We start from the raw sequence: 22778 nt of genomic DNA on the forward strand, positions 1-22778 counted from the left end.
TGAGCGTCAGTTCACCGACATAAGGTAAGTGTAGGCAGCGGTAATATCACGTAATTTAGATTCGGCGTGGCAGCTATCAACCTCAATCACTTCCATTTCAATACCACCGCCGAACTCATCACGCAGCTTAGGCAGCACTTCATTAAACAAATATATTGAAAACTTGATACATTCTTTAGCATTGCCTTGATGAGAAATCGCCAGAAACTCTCCCTTAGGAATTGAGATACTGTCTATCTCCCGATGCCCTTGAATTTCATTCCGTTTTTCTTTATCAATTGCCGTCGAATAATACATACTTTTCTGCCCTTGCTGATCCTTATCGGCAGAAAACAGGGAATACACTCGCTGGCAAGAAAAGTTAACTTCCTTAAAAAAATCGAGCAAGATTTCATCTTTCATTGCCATGCAAGAGGAATGCTGCCCACTGCAATGATTATGTTCATCAAAATTCAGCTGCCGGGTAAACCCGACCAGCTCTTGTGCGGGTAAAGATACCCGTTTGATTTCTGGCGTGTAATTCTCATAGAAGTTAAAACGCGGAAGCATCCCCTGCACAGCCCACTGTTCCATCTGGCGAAAACTATTGGGCGTGACACCAAAGCGCTTCTTAAAGGTACGAGTGAAGGTCTGTTGTGAGTCGAAACCCAATTCATCAGAAATCTCAATGATTGGCCGACGCGAAATGCGTAGAGCAACAGCCGCGCGCGTCAGTACCCGTCCACGTATATAGGAGGCTAATTGTAACCCCACAATACTTTTAAATTTTCGTTGCAGATGCCATTTTGAATATCCGGAAATTTTTGCCACATCATCCAAGGTAGGACGTTTTTCTAAATTAATTTCAATCCATTCAATTAATTCATCTATAAACAATATGTCTTCGTTTATCATTTCATTGTTCTTTAAATATATAATTACACTGCATACTACATTAATCTATCATTATGCCAACGCTTTTCTCAACTCTCATTTTTCACGTTAATAAATCGTTAACTTACAATTAATTACAAATAAACCACCCACAATCATCGCTATTATAATCATACTATCAGGCCACTCTGTTAAGTACCGCCGCCTAATTATCCCCACCAGTAAAACTGTATTTCTTTCTATTTGCCTATTACTATTCGGATATAAATTGCAAGTTAAATTTTAAGATTAATGCTGTTTATTAATACTTCTATTTACTTAATAGCGCGCAGATGATGGATAATAACCCTATGATTCAGGCGTATTACACTTTGTCTGAATAGGGTAGAATGCTGCACCAATATTATCCCCCTGACGGCTGAGTGTATTGACGCCCGCAAGCATCGACTTGCCCGCGCAACGCCTGCGTTTGAGAATCCTGATAAGTATTTGACATATGGTTACAATTTCATGAAATTCAGGCCTGTAACATCGACCCAGAACAAAGGGTTGCAGATAGCCAGTTCCCCTTTTACGCATAATCAACGTAGCACCCGCAGTATTATGCTGCTGGTTATTTTAGCCTGCATTCCGGGGATTATCGCCCAGACTTACTTCTTTGGTTATGGCAGCCTAATCCAAGTTGCACTGGCTATAATGACCGCCGTGCTGGCCGAAGGCGCTGTCTTGCATTTACGTAAACAGCCGGTACTGACACGATTACAGGATAACTCTGCCCTGCTCACTGGCTTATTGTTAGGTATCAGTCTGCCGCCACTTGCCCCTTGGTGGATGATTGTTCTGGGTACGGCATTTGCCATTATTATTGCCAAACAACTTTACGGCGGTTTAGGTCAGAATCCGTTTAATCCTGCCATGGTCGGCTATGTTGTACTACTGATTTCATTCCCAGTACAAATGACCAGTTGGCTTCCTCCTCTGCCATTACAGGGAACGCCGGTTGGATTCTATGACAGCTTATTAACTATTTTCACCGGATTCACCCAAAATGGTGCCGATATTCACCAACTGCAGATTGGCTATGATGGGATAAGTCAGGCCACGCCTCTCGATAACTTTAAAACCTCACTGCGCTCCCAACCCGTGGAACAGATTCTGCAACAACCGATTTATACCGCGGGGCTGGCGGGTATTGGTTGGCAATGGATTAACCTCGGTTTTCTGGCGGGCGGCCTGTTGCTGCTATGGCGTAAAGCCATCCACTGGCATATTCCGGTGAGTTTCCTATTGGCTTTGGCAGGTTGTGCTGCTATTAGTTGGATGATTGCGCCACACAGCTTCGCCCCCCCTATGTTGCATCTGTTTTCCGGTGCCACCATGTTGGGTGCTTTCTTTATTGCCACCGATCCGGTCAGCGCCTCGACAACACCTCGTGGCCGGCTGATTTTCGGCGCATTGATTGGTATTTTGGTGTGGCTGATTCGCGTTTACGGCGGTTATCCCGATGGGGTAGCATTTGCGGTGCTGCTGGCCAACATCTGTGTTCCACTGATTGATCACTACACTCAACCACGCGTTTATGGTCATCAGCGCGGGCATAAATAAGGAGCCGTTATGCTAAATACTATGAAGCGTCACGGCATCACTCTGGCATTGTTTGCCGCCGGTGCCACTGGGCTGACAGCAGTGGTTAATTCGTTAACCGAATCTACCATCGCCCATCAGGCTGCACTACAACAGAAAGCCTTGCTGGAGCAGGTCGTTCCAACAGAGAATTATGACAATGACATGCAAGCTGAATGTTACGTTGTCACTGATTCAGCGCTCGGCAACATGGCCCCTCACCGCCTTTATCTGGCGCGCAAAGAGGGCCAGCCAGTCGCTGCCGCCATCGAAACTACCGCGCCAGATGGCTATTCCGGCGCTATCCAATTATTGGTCGGAGCAGACTTTGGCGGTAACGTACTGGGTAGTCGGGTGATTGAACATCATGAAACCCCCGGCCTCGGTGATAAAATTGATATTCGTATATCTGACTGGATCAGTCATTTCAGCGGTCGACATGTTGAAGGTGAGCAAGATAAACGCTGGGCGGTGAAAAAAGACGGCGGTGACTTTGATCAGTTTACCGGTGCGACCATCACGCCAAGGGCAGTCGTCCGGGCGGTGAAAAACACGGCGCTATTTTTAGAAACTCTGCCAGCAAAACTCGATAGCTTGCCCGTCTGTGGAGAAGATCAATGAGTGAAGCAAGAGACTTGTTAGCCCAAGGGCTATGGAAAAATAACTCGGCATTGGTACAACTGCTGGGCCTGTGCCCGTTGTTGGCCGTTTCATCAACGGCAACCAATGCGCTAGGCTTGGGTCTGGCCACCACACTGGTATTGGTATGCACCAACACCGCTGTCTCGGCGCTACGCCGCTGGGTGCCGAATGAAATCCGCATCCCTATCTATGTAATGATCATTGCTTCAGTGGTCAGTACTGTGCAAATGCTGATTAACGCCTATGCATTTGGCTTATATCAGTCCCTTGGGATATTTATCCCACTGATAGTGACCAACTGTATTGTGATTGGTCGCGCAGAAGCATACGCCGCCAGGAACCCGGTAGGTTTATCAGCACTGGATGGCTTAGCTATGGGGCTGGGGGCAACATGCGCATTATTTGTCTTAGGCTCCCTGCGTGAAATTCTGGGTAATGGCACCCTGTTTGATGGTGCTGATATGTTACTCGGTGATTGGGCAAAAGTACTGCGCATTGAAGTCTTACATCTGGATAGCCCTTTCCTGTTAGCTATGTTGCCACCGGGCGCGTTTATCGGTCTGGGTTTGTTGTTAGCCGGGAAATATGTCATTGATGAGAAAATGAAAGCACGCAAAGCCAGAGCCTTGGCTACCGCACCGCAACTTCAGGATGGAGTGGCAGAGAAAGCCTTATGAATCAAGAAAAACGTGTTGCTATTTTGACCCGCCTGCGGGATAACGACCCGCACCCAACGACGGAGTTGGTCTACAGCACGCCGTTTGAGTTGTTGATTTCGGTGCTTTTGTCGGCACAAGCAACCGATGTCAGTGTCAATAAAGCCACTGCTAAGCTCTATCCAGTGGCTAACACTCCACAGGCCATACTGGATCTGGGGGTTGATGGCCTCAAGTCATACATCAAAACTATAGGTTTGTTTAACACCAAAGCTGAGAACGTGATTAAAACCTGCCGGATATTGCTGGAAAAACATCACGGCGAAGTACCAGAAGATCGCGCAGCACTGGAAGCATTACCAGGTGTTGGCCGTAAGACCGCCAATGTGGTGTTGAATACCGCTTTTGGTTGGCCGACGATTGCCGTTGATACGCATATATTTCGTGTATGTAACCGCACCGGGTTCGCCCCTGGTAGCAATGTTGATCAGGTTGAAGCCAAGTTACTCAAAGTGGTTCCCGCTGAATTTAAACTGGACTGCCACCACTGGCTGATTTTACATGGCCGCTACACTTGTATTGCCCGCAAACCCCGCTGCGGTTCATGCATTATTGAAGACTTGTGCGAATTTAAAGAAAAAGTCTATCCTGAGCATTGATGATTGAATCTGAGTAAATCACGTCGTAGGCGTGTTAGTGAACACCAGAGAAATGACTAAGGCAGCGAATCGTTTTTTGCAAGGAACTGCAATATTGTTCTGTTATCTTTCCTATACATTATTATAGGAGCAACATTTAATGACGCCACCCAAAATTAGTTTGAGTCTAAAAGATAGAATTTCTTTTTATCAAAAATTGGCACAAGGCGGTAATGATAAACAGAAGAATGGACCTGAGAGATTATCCCTTGTCAGGATTACTCAATCACCTGTAAAACGTGAATTATCTCCCTTGCAGGGACAACGCCCCCCAGTTGAGGAACGTTCCTCATCCCTCTCACATATTCCAAGGCCTCAAAAACTGTCCTTGCAGCTACCTAAGAAGACAGATATACAACAGCAGAATACTTCAAATACACAGGCAGGGCCTCGGGTATTCCCTAAAGATCTGTTCCAGCAACTGAAAGAAAAACTGAGCGCGGTTGAAAATAATACCGCTGATGTGACCAATGGCGGCCCCCATAAGGGGCTATCTGCTATTCAACAGGAAATAGTTCAGGCGAAAGAAGAATACATACTTGGGGAGTCTAAGCGAGTAATAGCAGAAGAAAAAGAGGATGCCAGAGTTGCCGAGGCGCTGGCAAATGAGTCGGCAAATGAGTTGGCACAGCAGACTAGAAATAAAACTAGAACTGAGGCTGAGCAGTTTAAAGTTAAACTCCAATTTGATGCAAACGGCGTTCCGACTTCCGCTCCTTCTATGCCAGCACCTTCACTTTTGACTTCATCTCGGAGTGTTGAATTGAAACCGCAGGTTAAAAGCGAGCAGCAGACTAACACCTCACTGGAGCAACGCACTAAGCACCTGATGCAGGAACTGAAAGCAAAATTAGCCAAGATTCAAGATAAAAACGATGATGTCTCTAATCGCAGCTCCAATCGCAGCTCCGATAATAAGCAACAGAAAGTTCGAGATGAGATAGCTAAGGCGAGAGAAACATATAAAAATCAGGAGCCTGACCGAGTAATAGCAGAAGAAAAAGAGGATGCCAGAGTTGCCGAGGCGCTGGCAAATAAGTTGGCAAATGAGTTGGCGCAGCAGACTGAAAATAAAACCAGAACTGAGACTGAGCAGTTTAAAGTTGGTCTCAAATTTGATTCGAACGGCGTTCCAACTTCTGCGCCCCCTCTTCCATCATTTTAAAGCCCGCATTGGCGGCGTTAGGAGTGTGAAAAATTATGTGTCATTCCAGTAAAATACCATCAAAGGGAATGACACACCGCCTAACTCTTCTATTTTGACAAAGCGCTTAGCGCAACGCCATTCAGGTCAGGTACTGACCTGAAAAGAAGTATCTAAACGCCACAAGTCAAATCAGCTGTTTGATTAATGACTCTAAATAGATCTGCTGTTTTATTAGTGGCTTCGATAGCTCAACTTCATTCAGTGAAGTACCTTGTAGAGCTGTTATCTCATGAATAAAAATATGCCATGCACGGCTAAGTTTTTCGGCCTCAACAACAACAGCACTTTTCTCCTGATCAATTTTAATAACCGCGTTAACACCGGCAATTAACTTCTCTGATTGCTCTAATTGGCGATTGAGTTCGGTTAAACGGGTGGAGGCGGTATCTATTTGGTTATCCAGCTTTTTCCGAGCGTCAGTTAAATCTATATACTTTAAACCCTCGGAAAACTGCCCCAATAATTTTTTGGTGATTTCTAATGACTGTTTAAGCAATTCTATTTCAGGTTTAGCCAGATCTAATTCACTTAAATTTTCGCCCGTCGGGATAAGATCTTTGAATGCATCGACCAGATTATGCTCGCGAATAACATCCAAGGCTTCTATTATCTTATCTCTTTTTTTCTCAATCTCTTTTCTTTCCAGTTCTTTGGTAGCGATATCTTCTGTCAGTTGTTTTTGACGTAATTGTTCTGCTTGCAAGACTTTGTCGGTTCCTTCAATAATCACTACGTTATGCAGATCAGAGGAAGACTTATCTAATAACTCAGTTTTTTCGATAAACAACTGCTTTAGTTGAGTAATGTCATTAGCCAGATTTTTAATAATATTAATGCGCTCTTTACGCATTTCAGATTTACTTTCTTCATCAATATCTTGACTAATCAGTGCCTCATCGATTTCTTCCAGAGTGGTAAAATAGGTGAGAGCCAGAGTATTTTCCAATTTAACCTGTAAACTTGACAATGACTCTCGCACAATAACATCCAACCTTTGTGAATATAAACTGACTCGTAGTGCTTTTTCCTGTAGTACTTCAACGCCTGTCGTTTTAAACTGGGCGAGATGAGATATATTTTTAACGCCTTGGCTAAAAATTTTGAAATTAATGTCTGGGTAACTCAGACCACTGTGTGGAAATGTGCTTATTTCGGCCATAGTGATAATCCTCATAATGAATAATTAAATACGGTAATATTGATTAGCCATACACTTTTTTGTATTCTTTTATTGCCTCATCAAATATATCCACCAACTGGCGGGCAGAATCTCCGACACTTTGCCATGGAGTTATAACCTGCTGGAATTTATTAACAAAACTAGTCAGGCGCAACGCATTGTTAATCATCGCAAACTGTATCTGAGATTCAGTAATTTGGTTGAGAACAGATAGCCACATAAAATCCAAATGATTAAGCGCCGATTCGGCATCAACCATTCGAATGCCAATATCACTGAATGACAGAGAAAGTGCCTCTAACGCAGTTTGTAATGCTCTTTGCGAGCTAACTTTGCTTTCTAATTCAGCAACCTCAGAGATTAATGCGTTTTTTTCTTTTCTGGCGTTTTCAGCTTTAGCACCAAAGATCCCACCAGTAATAGCCATCGCTATTATACCGCCTATGGCCCCAGTAAAAGACAACCCGACAAACTTATCGTAATCTTTCTTTAGTTGCTCAATTCTCTGTCTCTTCTCTTTTATTTTTTCGTCTAATTCCTTTATTGATTTCCTCATATTGCTTTTTTCCATCAGGTCGTATTTTGTTTTGACCTGTGGTTCCAACCCATTGACTTTATCTCCCGAAGATAACTCACCGCCGGTCAGGGTGATTCTATAATCGGATACTTTTTTCCTGACATTCTCAGTTGTTGTTTGATGCCTGTTGATATCCCCTTTCATGTCATCAAGAATATCTTTTAATGCTGAGGCTACCTCATGATCAGCAGATTCATAAGTGATATTCTCTAACTGCTTATCTGTAATGTCACCCAATAGGGTTTTGACACGAAGGGTTATTGGCATTTGATTTATCAGATTAATAATTTCATTGCCGGTACTGATGATGTTTTTTGCTGCTATATCCAAATCCAAACTTTGTTGTAATACGGCCTGCTCCACATCATTCCAATTTAAGGCATGATTATGAATTTCATCAAATAATAATTTAATATCTTTCGGTTCAAGACCAGCGACATCTATTTTTTTATATCCAAGGTAAGCCTCTACTTCATCCTGTCGGGTTGGTAATGAAAGCCCCTTTCTGACATAAAGTTTAAGGTTAATTAAATCCTCTTTAGTAAAAATCCCGCCGGAACGCGCAACACTGGTTTGCTCCCCGGTGATAAAATCCAGAACAACTTTAGGTAACTCATTAAGTTGTATTGTACTTTCAGCACTAGCCAAGACATTATCAATAGCCAATTGTGTTTGTGTCATTGTATTATCCTCATCTGGATGATTATGGATGCAGACCCGTAAAGGTAGGAAAATAGCTACCTTTATATATCTCAGTTGTGGCGCTAAACATGACTGGTGTGATTGTTTTTACTTAATAGTTATTATTTGAAATTAATAGTTATTTTTGATTATTTATATTGGCACTTATATTAAACACACTAAGCTGCCTGCTATTAAATAATAGAGCAGTTAAGTCATTTTGCCATTATTTAAACCAGATAAAATTTAATATCAAGCATGCTAAATTATATTTTTGTTAATTGTAAAATCATTTATTAATATAATTATTAAATAATTTTATTTCATAAATATAAGATACAGCCATTAACTCACCAGATGTACATCAACGGATTTGATCAGCAACATATCGAGTGATAAGCCCGCTCTATGCCGCGATTGCGGTATTCGATTAGACGCTAGTGCCCCGCCCCACTAGACTTGTGACAAAATAGACTCAAACAGTTAATCATTTTGTTACCTGCTTGAAACAAAAAAACACCTGCGGCGTATTATCATGAAATTTAAATCAGCCATAAAACCCTATACCGGCGCTGCTGGTGGCTGGGGATCTCTTGAAGCCACCACGCGCTTTGTGTTGGACAGCAAGCAAGCATTGAAGAATATTCGTAACTTGTTGCGCGTCAACCAAGTCAAAGGTTTTGACTGCCCGGGCTGTGCCTGGGGAGATGACAACCACAGCACTTTCAGTTTTTGTGAGAATGGGGCCAAAGCGGTCAGTTGGGAAGCTACCCGCAAGGCGGTGGAACCGGAGTTTTTTGCGGAACACAGCCTGACGACTCTGCACCAACAAAGTGACTATTTCCTTGAATATCAAGGGCGAATCACCCATCCCATGCGCTATAACCCACAGACTGACCGTTATCAGCCGATTAGTTGGGAAAGTGCTCTTGAATTAATTGCTAAGCACATTAATGGGCTGGATAACCCAAATCAGCTGGAGCTATATACTTCAGGCCGAGCCAGTAATGAAGCCTCCTACCTTTATCAGCTTTTCGGCCGTATGTTGGGAACAAATAATTTTCCAGATTGCTCAAATATGTGCCATGAAGCCAGTGGTACCGGCCTGAAACAGAGTATTGGGGTCGGTAAAGGTACCATTCGTATGCAGGATTTCGAGCTGGCTGATGCCATTTTTGTCTTCGGGCAAAACCCAGGTACCAATCATCCGAGAATGTTGCACAGCTTACGTCATGCCAAAGATCGCGGCGCACGGATTGTCAGCTTCAATACCTTACGTGAGCGTGGATTGGAACGCTTTGCTGACCCACAAAACCCGATTGAAATGTTGACACCTAAATCATCCCCCATCAGCTCTGCCTATTTTCAACCTAATCTTGGCGGTGATATGGCCGCGGTTCGCGGTATGGTGAAAGCTTTGCTGGCAACCCATCACCAGCAACTGGCACAAGGGCTGCCCGGTTTATTGGATGAAGCGTTTATTGCCGCGCATACTCAAGGAATAGATGATTATCTGGCGGCGGTTGATAATACGTCATGGGCGCAGATTACCCAGCAATCAGGCTTAACCGAGGCGCAAATACGCCATGCAGCAGATATTTATCAGCATGCAGAGCGCGTTATCCTGACCTGGGCAATGGGTATCACGCAGCATAAACATTCAGTGATAACAGTTAGGGAACTTACTAACCTGCAACTGTTATTTGGCCAGTTAGGCAAACCTGGGGCGGGTTTATGCCCGGTTCGAGGTCACAGTAATGTGCAAGGCAATCGCACTATGGGGATAGATGAGAAACCCTCTGCCGCCATGTTAACGCGTTTAGGCCAGCATTTTGGTTTTACTCCGCCTCAAGCCGCCGGACATAATACCGTGGAAGCGCTTGAAGCCATGCTGCGCGGCGAAGTCAAAGTGTTGATTGCCCTTGGTGGCAATCTGGCAGCTGCGGCTCCCGATACCGAGCGTACCGCGCAAGCACTGCGCCGCTGTGATCTCACGGTACATATCAGCACCAAACTCAATCGTAGCCACCTGATAACCGGTGCTGAAGCCTTGATTCTTCCGACGCTGGGCCGTACTGAACGTGATATGCAAGCTACAGGCTCACAATTTATTACCGTAGAAGATTCATTTAGCATGGTGCACGCCTCTGAAGGTGTGGGGAAACCGCTGGCGGAAACTCAGCACTCAGAAACAGCCATTGTCTGCGGCATTGCCAATGCTGTTTTTGCTCAGCAGCCCGCCGAGGGAAGAGCGCTGGATTGGCTGGCATTAGCCGATGATTACAACTTGATTCGTGACCATATTGGCGCAACCACTCCCGGTTTTGATGACTTTAACGCCCGCTGCGAGCAACCCGGTGGTTTCTATCTGGGCAGTGCCGCCGCCGCAATGCAATTTGCCACCCCCAGTGGTAAAGCCGAATTTTGTGCATCAATGCTCCCTGATAGCTTATTTCCGCAGATTGCCGGTGAACAGGCCCCTTTTGTGCTGCAAACTTTACGTTCACACGATCAATATAACACCACTATTTATGGCCTTGATGACCGCTATCGCGGGGTGTATGGTCAACGGGAAGTGCTGTTTATTAACCCGCAAGATTTGACTGAACTGGCATTAGAAGAAGGTGATTTAGTTGAAATTGAAACGCTGTGGAATGACGGAATTACGCGAAAAGTCAGTGGTTTCAAACTGGTGAGCTACGATATCCCCCGTGGAAATCTGGCTGCTTATTACCCTGAAACTAACCCACTGGTGCCGTTATCCAGTTTTGGTGATGAAACCCACACGCCAACCTCAAAATCCGTGCCAGTGACGGTGCGGCGCTGGCAACAACCACAAACATTGCGTATTGCTTGAATATCGTCAAAAAGCTGGCCCTGTTTCGTCGGGGCCGATCATTCTGGATGATAGCTGACAAAAGACACCAGACATGCCCCTGTCTTTAATAGGGAATTCCTCTGCCAAATGATATGCCGCTTGCCCGATGGGGCTGATTCGCGTAAAACTGTCAGCCGGATTAACCCCACTCACTACACCATTCACTGGACGATATGTTTCAAGATAACCCGCTGCTGGCGCAGCTAAAACAGCAACTTCACACTCAGACTCCACGCGTCGAAGGCGTGGTTAAAGGTACTGAGAAAGGCTTTGGCTTTCTTGAGGTAGACGGGCAGAAAAGTTACTTTATTCCGCCGCCACAGATGAAAAAAGTCATGCATGGCGATCGTATTATTGCCACTCTTCACACCGATAAAGATCGTGAAATTGCTGAGCCGGAAACCCTGGTTGAGCCATTTTTATCCCGCTTTGTTGGCCGTGTGCAACGAAAAGATGACCGCCTGTCTATCGTTCCTGACCATCCTCTGCTGCGTGATGCCATTCAATGTCGTCCAGTGCGTGAACTGACTCACGATTTCCAGAGCGGTGATTGGGCGGTGGCCGAGATGCGCCGCCATCCATTAAAAGGCGATCGTGGCTTTAATGCCGATCTGACTGCTTTTATTACTGATGGTGAAGATCACTTCGTGCCTTGGTGGGTCACCCTGGCGCGCCATAATCTGGAGCGTGAAGCGCCAGTCATGGTTGAATCAGCGTTGCATGATGCCAACCTGCAACGGGAAGATTTGACTGCGCTTAATTTTGTCACTATCGACAGTGCCAGCACGGAAGATATGGATGATGCTTTGCAGGTGCAAGACAACGGTGACGGCTCGCTGTTGTTGACCATTGCTATTGCTGACCCTACTGCTTATGTCGATGAAAACAGTGAGTTGGACTTAATTGCCCGTAAACGTGCATTTACCAACTATCTGCCGGGCTTTAACATCCCGATGCTACCACGTGATTTATCCGATAATCTTTGCTCACTGCGACCGAATGAACGCCGCCCGGTATTGGTGTGCCGCGTCACTATTGCTGCTGATGGCACGCTCGGTGAAGACATTCACTTCTCAGCCGCCTGGGTTGAGTCGAAAGCCAAACTGGTTTATGACGACGTCTCTGATTGGTTAGAAGGCAGTGGTGACTGGCAGCCACAAAATGCTGATATCGCTGAACAAATCACATTATTAAAACGTGTTTGCGAAGCGCGCAGCCATTGGCGTGAACAGCATGCATTGGTGTTTAAAGACCGGCCTGACTACCGCTTCTTGTTGGGCGAAAAAGGCGAAGTGCTGGATATCATTGTTGAACACCGCCGCATTGCTAACCGTATTGTTGAAGAGTGCATGATTGCCGCTAACGTCTGTGCCGCTATTGCGCTGCGTGATAATCTTGGTTTTGGCATCTATAACGTGCATACCGGTTTTGATCCCGCGCTGGTTGAGCAAGCCGCTAATGTGTTGCAGGCCAATGGGGTGGAAGCCGATCCGCAAGCACTGCTGACCTTACCTGGTTTCTGTGAATTGCGCCGTCATCTTGATGCCTTACCGACCCAGTTCCTTGATAGTCGCATCCGCCGCTTCCAGACATTCGCTGAAATCAGCACCGTTCCCGGCCCACACTTCGGTTTAGGGCTTGAAGCTTACGCCACCTGGACCTCGCCAATTCGTAAATACGGCGATATGGTCAACCATCGTCTGCTGAAAGCCATTATTACGGGTCAGCAAGCGGAAAAACCACAGGACGAAATCACGGTTCAATTGGCCGAACGCCGCCGTTTGAATCGCATGGCTGAACGTGATGTCGGTGATTGGTTGTATGCCCGTTACCTACAACCGATGGCAGGCACAGATACGCGCTTCCCGGCGGAAATTATTGATGTCACTCGCGGTGGCCTACGGGTGCGCTTACTGGATAACGGCGCAGTCGCCTTTATTCCCGCGCCCTTTATTCATGCGGTGCGTGATGAAATGGTGTGCAGCCAGGAAACCGGCACCGTGCAAATCAAAGGTGAAACGGTTTACAGCCAGAGCGACAAAATTGAAGTGCGCATTGCCGAAGTACGGATGGAAACGCGCAACGTGGTGGCCCGTCCAGTGGTTTGATGTTCAGAATCAATATATTGTTAATTATACCCTCAATAATTTGAGTTGCAGGAAGACGGCAACGGAATGACCCCAAGGCGTTGAGATAACTCAATGACTTAGGTAAGTGATGGCAGCCAACGCACATGCAGCTTGCAGTATGAAGGGTAAAGCCGTGGTGATGCACAACATCCCACGGCTTTTTTATGCCCCGACCCCATTATTTTACCCACCACGGTTCCCCGTCGGGTAGCCGTCACAATATGTAAGAAAATGATTCTAATGGTGAGCAAAAAACATTTACCTCATCACAGTTCTCACTTTCGCTACTTTTCTTTCACATTAAAACTCCTATGTTAACTAACGGTTTGCATCTTTTTTCCCAAACGGGTGCTGATTACCGTTAAATTTCCCCCATAACAAGGAGTCGTTACCCATGAAAAACGTCAAGACTGTCGTCATCTGGCTGACCGTCGCGTTAATAGGTGCATTCGCGTTTGCCATGCTGGCATTGAGCCGAGGCGAACATGTCAATGCCATCTGGCTGGTGATTGCATCGGTAGCCTGTTACAGCATCGCCTACCGCTTTTATAGTCTGTTTATTGCCAAGAATGTCTTTGAGCTGGATGACCGCCGTTTAACCCCGGCAGAGCGACGTAATGATGGTCTGGATTATGTTCCGACCAATAAATGGGTACTGTTCGGCCACCACTTCGCGGCTATTGCCGGGGCCGGGCCGCTAGTTGGGCCTATTTTGGCCGCCCAAATGGGCTTCTTACCCGGTACTATCTGGATTCTGGTGGGTGTAATGATGGCCGGTGCGGTACAGGACTTCCTTATCCTGTTTATCTCAACCCGCCGTGATGGCCGCTCATTGGGGGAAATGGCAAAACAAGAATTAGGCGCTTTTGCGGGTATTATTACCATGTTGGGTGCCTTAGGGGTGATGATCATCATCTTATCTGCACTGGCATTAGTGGTGGTTAAAGCACTGGCCGACAGCCCGTGGGGCCTGTTTACCATTGCTGCTACTATCCCGATTGCACTATTTATGGGCGTGTACATGCGCTTCCTGCGCCCGGGTAAAATTGCCGAAGTGTCATTAATTGGTTTTGTGTTAATGATGGCGGCGATTATTTACGGCGGGAATATTGCCGTTCACCCTTACTGGGGGCCGTTCTTCACATTACACGGTACCACCTTGACTTGGGTGCTGGTCATTTATGGCTTTATCGCCTCCGTTCTGCCGGTATGGCTGCTGTTGGCACCACGTGACTATTTATCGACCTTCCTTAAAATTGGCGTCATTATCGGTTTGGCAATTGGTATTGTGTTTGCCATGCCAGAAATGAAAATGCCTGCCGTTTCACGCTTTATTGATGGCAGCGGCCCGGTCTTCTCCGGTAGCCTGTTCCCATTCCTGTTTATCACTATCGCCTGTGGTGCTATTTCGGGCTTCCATGCGCTGGTTGCCAGTGGTACCACGCCGAAATTGGTGGAACGCGAAAGCCATACCCGCTTTATCGGATACGGTGCGATGCTGATGGAATCATTTGTCGCCATTATGGCGCTGATTTGTGCATCAGTTATCGATCCCGGCGTTTACTTTGCCATGAACTCACCGGCGGCACTGATTGGCACCACGGTAGAAAGTGCCGCTCTGGCCATCAACAGTTGGGGATTTGTCGTCACACCTGAAACCCTGACCATGATCGCGAAAGATGTCGGCGAAAACTCAATATTATCTCGTGCCGGTGGCGCACCTACCTTCGCGGTTGGGATGGCGCATATCATCAGTGAAGTCTTTAATAGCCGCAATATGATGGCGTTCTGGTATCACTTTGCCATTCTGTTTGAAGCGATGTTTATTCTGACCGCTGTTGATGCCGGTACCCGTGCTTGCCGCTTTATGGTACAGGATTTGGTCGGCGTGGTGGTGCCAAGTCTGGCGAATAACCGTTCATGGTTTGGCAACTTATCCGGCACTACAGTTGCCGTCGCCTGTTGGGGCTTCTTTGTTTATCAAGGAGTAGTCGACCCGCTGGGTGGCATTAATACCTTGTGGCCACTATTTGGTATCGGTAACCAGATGCTGGCATCAATGGCGCTAATTTTAGGGACTGTGGTGCTGTTTAAAATGAAGAAGCAGCGCTATGCTTGGGTAACCATCCTGCCAACAATTTGGCTGTTTATTACCTCAATGACGGCGGGCTGGCAGAAAATTTTCCACGAAAAACCGAGTATTGGTTTCCTGGCTCAGGCGAAGAAATTCTCGGCTGGTGTCGAGCAAGGGGTATTGATTGCCCCAGCTAAGAGCATTAAGGACATGGAAACCATTGTGTTTAACAACCAGATCAATGCCGCTTTGTGTGCTTTCTTTATGCTGGTGGCAGTAACCATGTTGATTTCATCTTTCTTCGTGATTCGGCGCGCGCTGAAATCCAGTAAACCGACTACGCATGAGACTGAAATTGTATTCCGTGAGGAGACTGTTCGTGGCTAATGCAGGTATCCCACTGCGCAGGCAGCAAACCAATCTGTTGCAGCGGCCATGTCCACCAGCGCCGCGTCAGATTACGCGCTGCATACCGCTGGTTCCCGTCGTCGCTCACCCGACCACGTTATGGGCTTGGGTTCGTTTGATTGCGCATCGAGTGGCTCAAAGTTTCCGTCTGATGGTGGGAGTGCAGGATTATGGCAATTATGTGAATCATATGCGCCGTCATCATCCGGATACGCCGCCGATGAGCGAACGTGACTTCCACCGTTATTGTCTGGAGGCTCGCTTCCCCAGCCAAGGTGGCAAGTTGGGAAAATGCCCTTGCTAGGATAAGAACCAAACCTTTGACCCAGTTGATTCGCGGGGAAAGTGCCGAATGGGTCGTAGCAGCGTAAGCTGCCGGAGCGCCCATCGGTGCAGTCGCCCCGCCAGTCACCGGGCAAAAATAGCTTTGTCAGCAGCTTCAAAACTTCATAATATTGCTTATAAACAAGTGACACCGTAACGCCCGTTTAATAGCTAAGCGGGCGTTTTTTTATGCTTTAGTCCGTGAATGAAACACTAGCTCAAGATTGCTGAGCCAAATGCGCCCTGCCAGTCATGCTCAAACTGTTCTACTGCCGCTTTAACCGCTGGGGTACTGATAAACTGCTCTGCAACATCCACGGGAATGGTCACGGACTGACAACCCGCCAGCAGGCAATCCAATACCTGCCGAGGTGTCCGGAAGCTGGCGGCCAACACTTTCGCGCCCGGTGCATGCAAGGTGAGCAACTGCTGTAATTCGCGTACCATCGCGATACCATCACCGCCCTGTGCATCCAACCGGTTGACATAAGGAGCTACATATTCAGCTCCGGCTAATGCCGATAATAGCCCTTGCCCCGCACCGTACACCGCGGTACCCAATGTCGGAATTGACATGGTTTTCAATTTCTTAATTGCGGCTAAACCTTCAGCGGTTGCTGGCACTTTGATCACCAAACCGGGAACGCGCTGGGACAGTAATACCGCCTCTGACACCATGAGTTCACTGTCGCTGGCCAACACTTGGGCAAACAGTTTACCAGTTCCCCCCAAAGCATCGCGCAGCGCAGGGAGCACTTCCCAGATGGGTTTGCCCGCTTTTGCCAGAATACTGGGATTGGTAGTCACTCCCTGCAAAGGCAGAACACGTGCCAGTCGTTTAACTGCGGCCACATCTGCTGTATCAAGATAAAGCTCCATAACAACCTCCGGTTTGAATGAGTGAAACAGCCAGACTGATTAAACAAATAACCAGTAAAGCAAATAGCGTAACGAATAATCATTAGCCGCAATCATAGACCAACCCTTAATCAATAACGTGACCCTGATCAAACCTATTTCATTCGAAAGTAAATTATACTTCAAACGAAAGTTTATTTATTTGGCAGACCTATGATGAACCCAAGACAGCAAACGATTTTGCAACAGGTGAATGACAACAAACGAGTGAGTGTCAGCGAATTATCCCAAGTAACCCATGTATCAGAAGTCACCATTCGGCAAGATCTCAATCTGCTGGAGAAACGGGGTTTACTCAAACGCGTGCATGGCTTCGCTGTCGCCCTTGAAAGTGATGATATTGATGTGCGCATGATGCGCCATTTTTCCGTGAAGCAAAAGCTGGCCAATCACGCCGCCTCGCTGGTCAGCGACGGTGAGACAATATTTATTGAAAGTGGCAGCAGTAATGCTCTCTTGGCTCATCAACTGGCAAAACGCCCCGGCATTACATTAGTGACAGTCAGCGGCTATATTGCCCGACAATTAAAAAACTCAGCTTGCGAAGTTATTCTATTGGGCGGGATCTATCAGAAGAAAAGTGACAGCATGGTCGGCCCACTGACACTTCTGTGCTTACGTCATGTGAATTTCAGTAAGGCATTTATCGGTATCGACGGTTACCAGATGGATACCGGATTCACCGGGCGTGACATGTTACGCGCTGATGTGATTAACAGTGTGCTGGCAAAAGGTGCCGAAAATATCATTTTGGCGGATGCCTCAAAATTTGGCCAGGTACATCAGAACCTGTTGACCCCTATCTCTGCCGTCAACAGAGTCATCACCGATAATCGCCTGCCCACAGCTTACCGACAGCAGTTGATAACTCAGGGAATTCAAGTCGACATACTGGGCGAGTAATCACTGAGTTATCATTATCAAAACGCCTTAATCGGAGCTATATCTATGGCAGACATCACCTTCACCCGCGAACAAACGCAGCGGATGACCTACAAACTTCAGCGTTATCTGGAACAAGAACACAATATTGAGTTGGAAGATTTTGACGCCGAATTTTTACTGCAATTTATCAGTCGCGAATTGGGTGTACATTTTTACAATCAGGGAATCAATGATGCGATCGCGCAAGTCGAAGCAAAAACACTCGATATCAGCGACTCGATATTATGGTTGGAAAAACCCGTGCAGGACTAAACACGGGCGGCAGCTAAACATAGTTTTTATTGCCCATAATAGGCATTTTTCCCATGCTTGCGCAGGTAGTGTTTATCCAGCAATTGGGGCTGCATATCCCGCAGTTGCGGGTTCAACTGGCGTGAGAAGATCCCCATATAAGCCAGTTCTTCTAGCACAACCGCATTGTGTACAGCATTATCAGCATCAGTTCCCCAGGCAAATGGCCCGTGTGAATTCACCAAAACGGCGGGCACATCTTCTGGTTTAATGCCCCTATCAACGAATGTCTCGACAATGACATTACCTGTTTCCCATTCATAACCACCAGCAATCTCTTCTGGTGTCATCAGGCGGGTACAGGGGATTGCGCCATAGAAATAATCCGCATGCGTGGTGCCCCAGGCGGGTAAATCCAAACCAGCTTGCGCCCATATGGTGGCGTGGCGTGAATGCGTATGTACGATACCGCCGATTTGAGGAAAATTAAGGTAAAGCACCCGATGCGTGTCAGTGTCCGATGAAGGCTTCTTGCTGCCCTCCACCACTTTGCCGGTGTCCAACTCCACAACCACCATGTCATCCACCGTCATCACGTCATACTCAACGCCCGAAGGCTTAATCACCAGCAGGCCCTTTTGACGATCGACAGCACTGACATTTCCCCAGGTGAAAGTGACCAGATTATGGCGTGGCAGTGCCAGATTAGCAGCCAGCACCTGCTGCTTCAGTTCGTTGAGCATCGTCGTATCCTGAATAACTGAATTTGTCTCATTTTCAGCGCCACAGGTGAGAACCGGTATGGGATAAATAGCTATAAACTGCGTACAGATCGGCTGGAAAGTACAGTCTGGGAGATACACAACCAGTGATGAAGGTTTTTTTTGAGTGCAGACAAGGGGTTAATTGTGTTTTCGGTCTAAGATAATCCTTAATTCCATACCTGATTCGTTCAAATTAGGACTATTTACCTACCAAATGAATTACAGGTAATTATACTAGATTCTATTGATGAAGAAACGAGTTCTCAATATTAATTCCAAATTTAAATCAAAATGGCGTTGTTTATTCTAAACACAAATGGAATGAGCTGACGCTTAATATTAATATAACGCCTATACTGAGTAAGGTAAGTTTGATTCAGTATGGATTCACTCTGCCAACGTGAGGAGAATAATTATGATGATCAATAAAAGATTGGCGACTGCCGCATTGGCACTAACGCTGGCCCTGTCACTATCTGCATGTTCCAACATGTCAAAACGAGACCGTAATACTGCCATCGGTGCCGGTGTCGGGGCTGTTGGGGGCGCAGTGCTGACTGATAGCACACTGGGTACTCTGGGTGGTGCGGCTATTGGTGGGGTTATTGGCCATCAGGTCAGTAAATAAACTTATCCTTCGTTCTTGAAACTGTAGCGTTGTTGGCGGCTCTCATGCACCCGAATCACTGACATAAGTCAGCTCATCGGGATTTATTCGTTTGCCGCCTGGCTACAGTCCCAATAACTTCGGATAATTTCTTTTATTCTTGAAACTGTAGCGTTGTTGGTGGCTCTCATGCACCCAAATCACTGACATAAGTCAGCTCATCGGGATTTATTCGTTTGCCGCCTGGCTACAGTCCCAATAACTTCGGATAATTTCTTTTATTCTTAAAACTGTAGCGTTGTTGGTGGCTCTCATGCACCCGAATCACTGACATAAGTCAGCTCATCGGGATTTATTCGTTTGCCGCCTGGCTACAGTCCCAATGACTTTAGATACTTTGTTTTATTCTTAAAACGTTAGCGATAACGAAGTTGACTGACGGGGAAATGTGCCGAACGGGTCGTAGCAGCGTAAGCTGCCGGAGCACCCATCGGGGCAGTCACCCCGTCAAACTCCACTCAATAAAACAACGTGTTATAATTTCTTCAACCCCCTGCCAGTTTGACTTTCATCCCCTTGGCTTCGAGCAGTTGCTTAAGAAGATCGCGTTTATCTCCTTGAATTTCAATGATGCCGTCTTTAATTGAGCCACCGCAACCGCACTTCTTCTTCAATTCTGCTGACAGTTTCTCTAGCATTTCATCACTGCCATCAATACCGCTAATCAAACACACGCCCTTGCCTTTGCGGCCACTGGTTTGACGCTGGATGCGCACAATACCATCGCCTTTAGGCCGCTGCGGTTTGACCTCGGGTTCAGTGATACGCCCGGTATCGGTTGAATAGACCAAACGGCTATTATCATGACTCATTTTGCCCCCTTACCCAAAGAGGCCAGAATGTCGGTCAAGGTTTTTTCCGGGTCAGGGGATTGGGTGATCGGACGCCCTATCACCATATAATCCACACCTGCCGCTACCGCTTGTTCTGGTGTCATAATACGGCGCTGATCGCCAGCATCACTGCCCTCAGGGCGAATCCCCGGTGTCACCAGTTTGAAATCCTCACCACACACCTGCTTTAAGCGCACCGCTTCGTGGGCAGAACAGACCACCCCATCTAAACCGCAATCCCAGGTTAATTTTGCCAACCGCTCTGCCTGTTCGGCTGGGGTGATATTAATGCCAATATCACGTAAATCCCCACCATCCATGCTGGTTAGCACCGTCACAGCAATCAGTAATGGTGCTTGTTGGCCAAAGGGCAATAATGCTTCTTTTGCCGCCGTCATCATGCGCATCCCCCCAGTGGCATGAACATTTACCATCCACACCCCCAGTTCCGCCGCCGCCGCAACCGCACGGGCGGTAGTGTTAGGAATATCGTGGAATTTCAAATCCAGAAAGACCTCAAAACCGCGCTGATGCAGATCTCGAACAAGTTGGGGGCCATATAAAGTAAACATCTCTTTGCCTACTTTTAATCGGCAATCTCGCGGATTAACACGATCAGCAAAAGCTAACGCCGCGTCTTTATTGGCATAATCCAGTGCAACAACGATCGGGGAAGATATTGAGCCACTGTTATTAGTTTTAGTTGCAGACGTCATTTTCAAGCCTTTTTCAGTCAGTTAGTCATGATAACAACGACATTCTACAGGGTGTGTCACTGAAATTACAGCAGTCGGCAATGTGAGTTTAGCCGCCCTTTGTCAGGCTTTTTCTGGTTACGTAGATTTATGCAAAAGCAGACGTACTTCTTATACCCGCAGTTAAGTAAAAAAGTTTCAAGAAAGGTAAAATGTCATTCGAATTTTTTGATGATAAAAATCAATTTTTTGTGATTTTATTTAAACAACCCTGCGCTATGATGCACTCCATCGCAAGACATTGATTGTCTATGCCATGATTTAAATAATAATTTGTTATTTAAATGGTAAATATGTAACTGGAGTTCCACATGAAAAATATTAAATATATTATCCCTGCGTTGGCCCTTTCTTTCGCATCATTTGCCAGTGTTGCTGCCACACAAATCCTGCACGCACCAGCAACAGGCTTGAATGAGATGGGTACCGTTGCCGCCAGCAATGCCGGTACATTAACTGAATTAGAAAACGCTCTGGCGAAAAAAGCAGATGAAGCTGGCGCAACCTCATACCTGATCACCTCTGCTACCGGCAATAACAAATTGCACGGTACGGCGGTCATTTACCGCTAAGAGACAAAGGGGAAAGGTGGTTTCAGCACTTTTCCCCGATAGTAATATTCTGTTCCCCAGAAGATAAACAAACTCAACTTTTCCCAGCGTCGTGTTCCGTTTTGTGCGCTGGGAGATTGAGGATCAGATGGGTGATTATCCCCCCGACCAGCCCCCAGAACGCGGAGCCGACCCCCAACAATGTCACGCCGGAAGCCGTTATCAAAAACGTGATAATCGCTGCATCACGCTGACGTTCATTTTCCAGCGCACGATACAAACTACCCGCAATGGTGCCAAGTAAGGCCAGACCGGCAATAGTGTGGATAAGCGCGACCGGCAGAGCGGTAAACACTATACCGATTGAACCACCAAACACACCGGCGATCAGATAGAAGAACCCAGCAGCGACCGCCGCCATATAACGTTTTTTCGGATCAGGATGGATATCTTGCCCCATGCAGATCGCCGCTGTAATCGCCGCGATACAGACGGTAAACCCACCAAACGGTGCTAAAACCAGTGCGGTCAGTGCTGTCCATGAAATCAGGGGGGAAACAGGCAGATTGTAACCATGCGCTTTCAGCGTAGCGATGCCCGGCGCATTTTGTGAGGCCATTGTCACCACGAAAAACGGAACACCGATGCCGAGAAGAGTTGAGATTGTGAAGTGCGGCATGACAAAGACCGGAGTGGCAAAAATCAACGTCTGGCCGTGCAGTGCAATATTGCCCTGTAATCCGGCCACAATCAGCCCGGCGGCCAGTGCCAGAACAATCGCATAGCGCGACAGCGTTCGTTTTGCCAGCAGATACACCAGACACATGGTGCCAGCTAGCGCGAAATGACTTTGTCGACCTCGAACCGGGTGGATGCAGTGAGTCAACGCCACACGAAGCTGGCGTGATTGAGCATGTGATTGTCATTGAAGGAGAACTGATACTCACTGTTGATGGCGTGACCCGAACGCTGACCACTGGTGAGGCGCTACGATTTGCGGCTGATTGCCCGCACGGCTATCGCAATGAAAGCGGCCATTCTGTGCGTTTCCACGACTTGATACATTATCCACACACTCGCCCGTAAGCCTTCATTTATCTCTAGCGTAACAGGTCTTAGCCATCGGTTACGCCAAACCATAATCCCCCATCACTTCAGATCACT

The 22778-nt window shown here is 46.9% G+C and carries 20 protein-coding genes and 2 pseudogenes; 14 read left to right on the forward strand and 8 right to left on the reverse strand.

Annotation, left to right across the window (positions count from 1 at the left end; genetic code table 11):
* Positions 1-6 precede the first annotated feature (6 nt).
* Positions 7-894 (reverse strand): helix-turn-helix domain-containing protein, encoded by an 888-nt coding sequence (locus FGL26_RS05270; protein ID WP_005169887.1) that lies wholly within the window; start codon positions 892-894, stop codon positions 7-9.
* Between the two features lie 489 nt (positions 895-1383).
* Between FGL26_RS05270 and rsxD the strand changes: the two genes are divergently transcribed.
* The 5 genes from rsxD to FGL26_RS05295 all read left to right on the forward strand — a co-directional run bounded on the left by rsxD (position 1384) and on the right by FGL26_RS05295 (position 5657).
* Complete coding sequence (gene rsxD, locus FGL26_RS05275) at positions 1384-2478, forward strand: electron transport complex subunit RsxD (protein ID WP_005169888.1); 1095 nt, start codon at positions 1384-1386, stop codon at positions 2476-2478.
* 9 nt (positions 2479-2487) lie between these two features.
* Complete coding sequence (rsxG, locus tag FGL26_RS05280; protein ID WP_005169889.1) at positions 2488-3117, forward strand: electron transport complex subunit RsxG; 630 nt, start codon at positions 2488-2490, stop codon at positions 3115-3117.
* Complete coding sequence (locus FGL26_RS05285; protein ID WP_005169892.1) at positions 3114-3815, forward strand: electron transport complex subunit E; 702 nt, start codon at positions 3114-3116, stop codon at positions 3813-3815. Before rsxG ends, FGL26_RS05285 begins: the two co-directional genes overlap by 4 nt.
* Positions 3812-4453 (forward strand): endonuclease III, encoded by a 642-nt coding sequence (nth, locus tag FGL26_RS05290; protein ID WP_005164815.1) that lies wholly within the window; start codon positions 3812-3814, stop codon positions 4451-4453. The genes FGL26_RS05285 and nth overlap by 4 nt, the downstream gene beginning before the upstream one ends.
* A 139-nt stretch (positions 4454-4592) precedes the next feature.
* Positions 4593-5657 (forward strand): hypothetical protein, encoded by a 1065-nt coding sequence (locus FGL26_RS05295; protein ID WP_005169895.1) that lies wholly within the window; start codon positions 4593-4595, stop codon positions 5655-5657.
* A 166-nt stretch (positions 5658-5823) separates the two neighbouring features.
* On the opposite strand, the gene yaxB is transcribed toward FGL26_RS05295, so the two are convergent.
* Together yaxB and yaxA are read right to left on the reverse strand one after the other, a co-directional pair.
* On the reverse strand, positions 5824-6858 hold the full coding sequence (gene yaxB, locus FGL26_RS05300) for a pore-forming cytotoxin subunit YaxB (RefSeq protein WP_005169898.1): 1035 nt from the start codon (positions 6856-6858) through the stop codon (positions 5824-5826).
* A gap of 43 nt (positions 6859-6901) precedes the next feature.
* Positions 6902-8137, reverse strand: a complete 1236-nt coding sequence (gene yaxA / locus FGL26_RS05305; RefSeq protein WP_005169901.1) for a pore-forming cytotoxin subunit YaxA — start codon at positions 8135-8137, stop codon at positions 6902-6904.
* A 535-nt stretch (positions 8138-8672) separates the two neighbouring features.
* Between yaxA and FGL26_RS05310 the strand changes: the two genes are divergently transcribed.
* The 4 genes from FGL26_RS05310 (at position 8673) to FGL26_RS05335 (ending at position 15930) form a co-directional block, all read left to right on the forward strand.
* The gene (locus tag FGL26_RS05310; protein WP_138060221.1) at positions 8673-10994 is read left to right on the forward strand and encodes an FdhF/YdeP family oxidoreductase; all 2322 of its coding nucleotides are present in this window, start codon (positions 8673-8675) and stop codon (positions 10992-10994) included.
* A gap of 194 nt (positions 10995-11188) precedes the next feature.
* The gene (locus tag FGL26_RS05320) at positions 11189-13123 is read left to right on the forward strand and encodes an exoribonuclease II (RefSeq protein ID WP_032912730.1); all 1935 of its coding nucleotides are present in this window, start codon (positions 11189-11191) and stop codon (positions 13121-13123) included.
* A gap of 415 nt (positions 13124-13538) precedes the next feature.
* Entirely contained in the window at positions 13539-15605 is a 2067-nt protein-coding gene (locus tag FGL26_RS05330; RefSeq protein ID WP_005169907.1) for a carbon starvation CstA family protein, read from the forward strand.
* Positions 15598-15930, forward strand: a complete 333-nt coding sequence (locus tag FGL26_RS05335; RefSeq protein WP_005169908.1) for a YbdD/YjiX family protein — start codon at positions 15598-15600, stop codon at positions 15928-15930. Before FGL26_RS05330 ends, FGL26_RS05335 begins: the two co-directional genes overlap by 8 nt.
* Positions 15931-16163: 233 nt before the next feature.
* Here FGL26_RS05335 and fsa read toward each other — a convergent pair whose 3' ends face one another.
* On the reverse strand, positions 16164-16829 hold the full coding sequence (gene fsa, locus FGL26_RS05340) for a fructose-6-phosphate aldolase (protein ID WP_005169909.1): 666 nt from the start codon (positions 16827-16829) through the stop codon (positions 16164-16166).
* A gap of 195 nt (positions 16830-17024) precedes the next feature.
* Between fsa and FGL26_RS05345 the strand changes: the two genes are divergently transcribed.
* Together FGL26_RS05345 and FGL26_RS05350 are read left to right on the forward strand one after the other, a co-directional pair.
* Positions 17025-17771: a DeoR/GlpR family DNA-binding transcription regulator gene (locus FGL26_RS05345; RefSeq protein WP_005169910.1), complete on the forward strand. Its 747-nt coding sequence runs from the start codon at positions 17025-17027 to the stop codon at positions 17769-17771.
* A gap of 45 nt (positions 17772-17816) precedes the next feature.
* On the forward strand, positions 17817-18065 hold the full coding sequence (locus tag FGL26_RS05350; RefSeq protein WP_005169911.1) for a DUF2164 domain-containing protein: 249 nt from the start codon (positions 17817-17819) through the stop codon (positions 18063-18065).
* 26 nt (positions 18066-18091) lie between these two features.
* On the opposite strand, the gene araD is transcribed toward FGL26_RS05350, so the two are convergent.
* Positions 18092-18787, reverse strand: a complete 696-nt coding sequence (gene araD / locus FGL26_RS05355; protein ID WP_005169913.1) for an L-ribulose-5-phosphate 4-epimerase — start codon at positions 18785-18787, stop codon at positions 18092-18094.
* 433 nt (positions 18788-19220) lie between these two features.
* Between araD and osmB the strand changes: the two genes are divergently transcribed.
* Positions 19221-19436, forward strand: coding sequence for an osmotically-inducible lipoprotein OsmB (gene osmB / locus FGL26_RS05360; RefSeq protein ID WP_032902788.1), 216 nt, complete (start codon positions 19221-19223; stop codon positions 19434-19436).
* Between the two features lie 524 nt (positions 19437-19960).
* Here the strand turns inward: osmB and yciH are convergent.
* Positions 19961-20287 (reverse strand): stress response translation initiation inhibitor YciH, encoded by a 327-nt coding sequence (yciH, locus tag FGL26_RS05365; protein ID WP_005169918.1) that lies wholly within the window; start codon positions 20285-20287, stop codon positions 19961-19963.
* A complete protein-coding gene (gene pyrF / locus FGL26_RS05370; RefSeq protein ID WP_005169920.1) occupies positions 20284-21024 on the reverse strand; it encodes an orotidine-5'-phosphate decarboxylase in 741 nt (246 codons plus the stop codon). The genes yciH and pyrF overlap by 4 nt, the downstream gene beginning before the upstream one ends.
* A gap of 350 nt (positions 21025-21374) precedes the next feature.
* Here pyrF and bhsA point away from each other — a divergent pair, with 350 nt between their 5' ends.
* A complete protein-coding gene (bhsA, locus tag FGL26_RS05375; RefSeq protein ID WP_005169921.1) occupies positions 21375-21635 on the forward strand; it encodes a multiple stress resistance protein BhsA in 261 nt (86 codons plus the stop codon).
* A 73-nt stretch (positions 21636-21708) separates the two neighbouring features.
* Here the strand turns inward: bhsA and FGL26_RS05380 are convergent.
* Positions 21709-22467: pseudogene (locus FGL26_RS05380) on the reverse strand (benzoate/H(+) symporter BenE family transporter); the annotation flags it as partial.
* On the opposite strand from FGL26_RS05380, the pseudogene FGL26_RS05385 reads away from it, so the two are divergent.
* Positions 22467-22700: pseudogene (locus FGL26_RS05385) on the forward strand (cupin domain-containing protein); the annotation flags it as partial. The pseudogenes FGL26_RS05380 and FGL26_RS05385 overlap by 1 nt on opposite strands.
* Positions 22701-22778: the final 78 nt, after the last annotated feature.

The organism is Yersinia enterocolitica subsp. enterocolitica, assembly GCF_901472495.1.
Taxonomy (GTDB): domain Bacteria; phylum Pseudomonadota; class Gammaproteobacteria; order Enterobacterales; family Enterobacteriaceae; genus Yersinia; species Yersinia enterocolitica.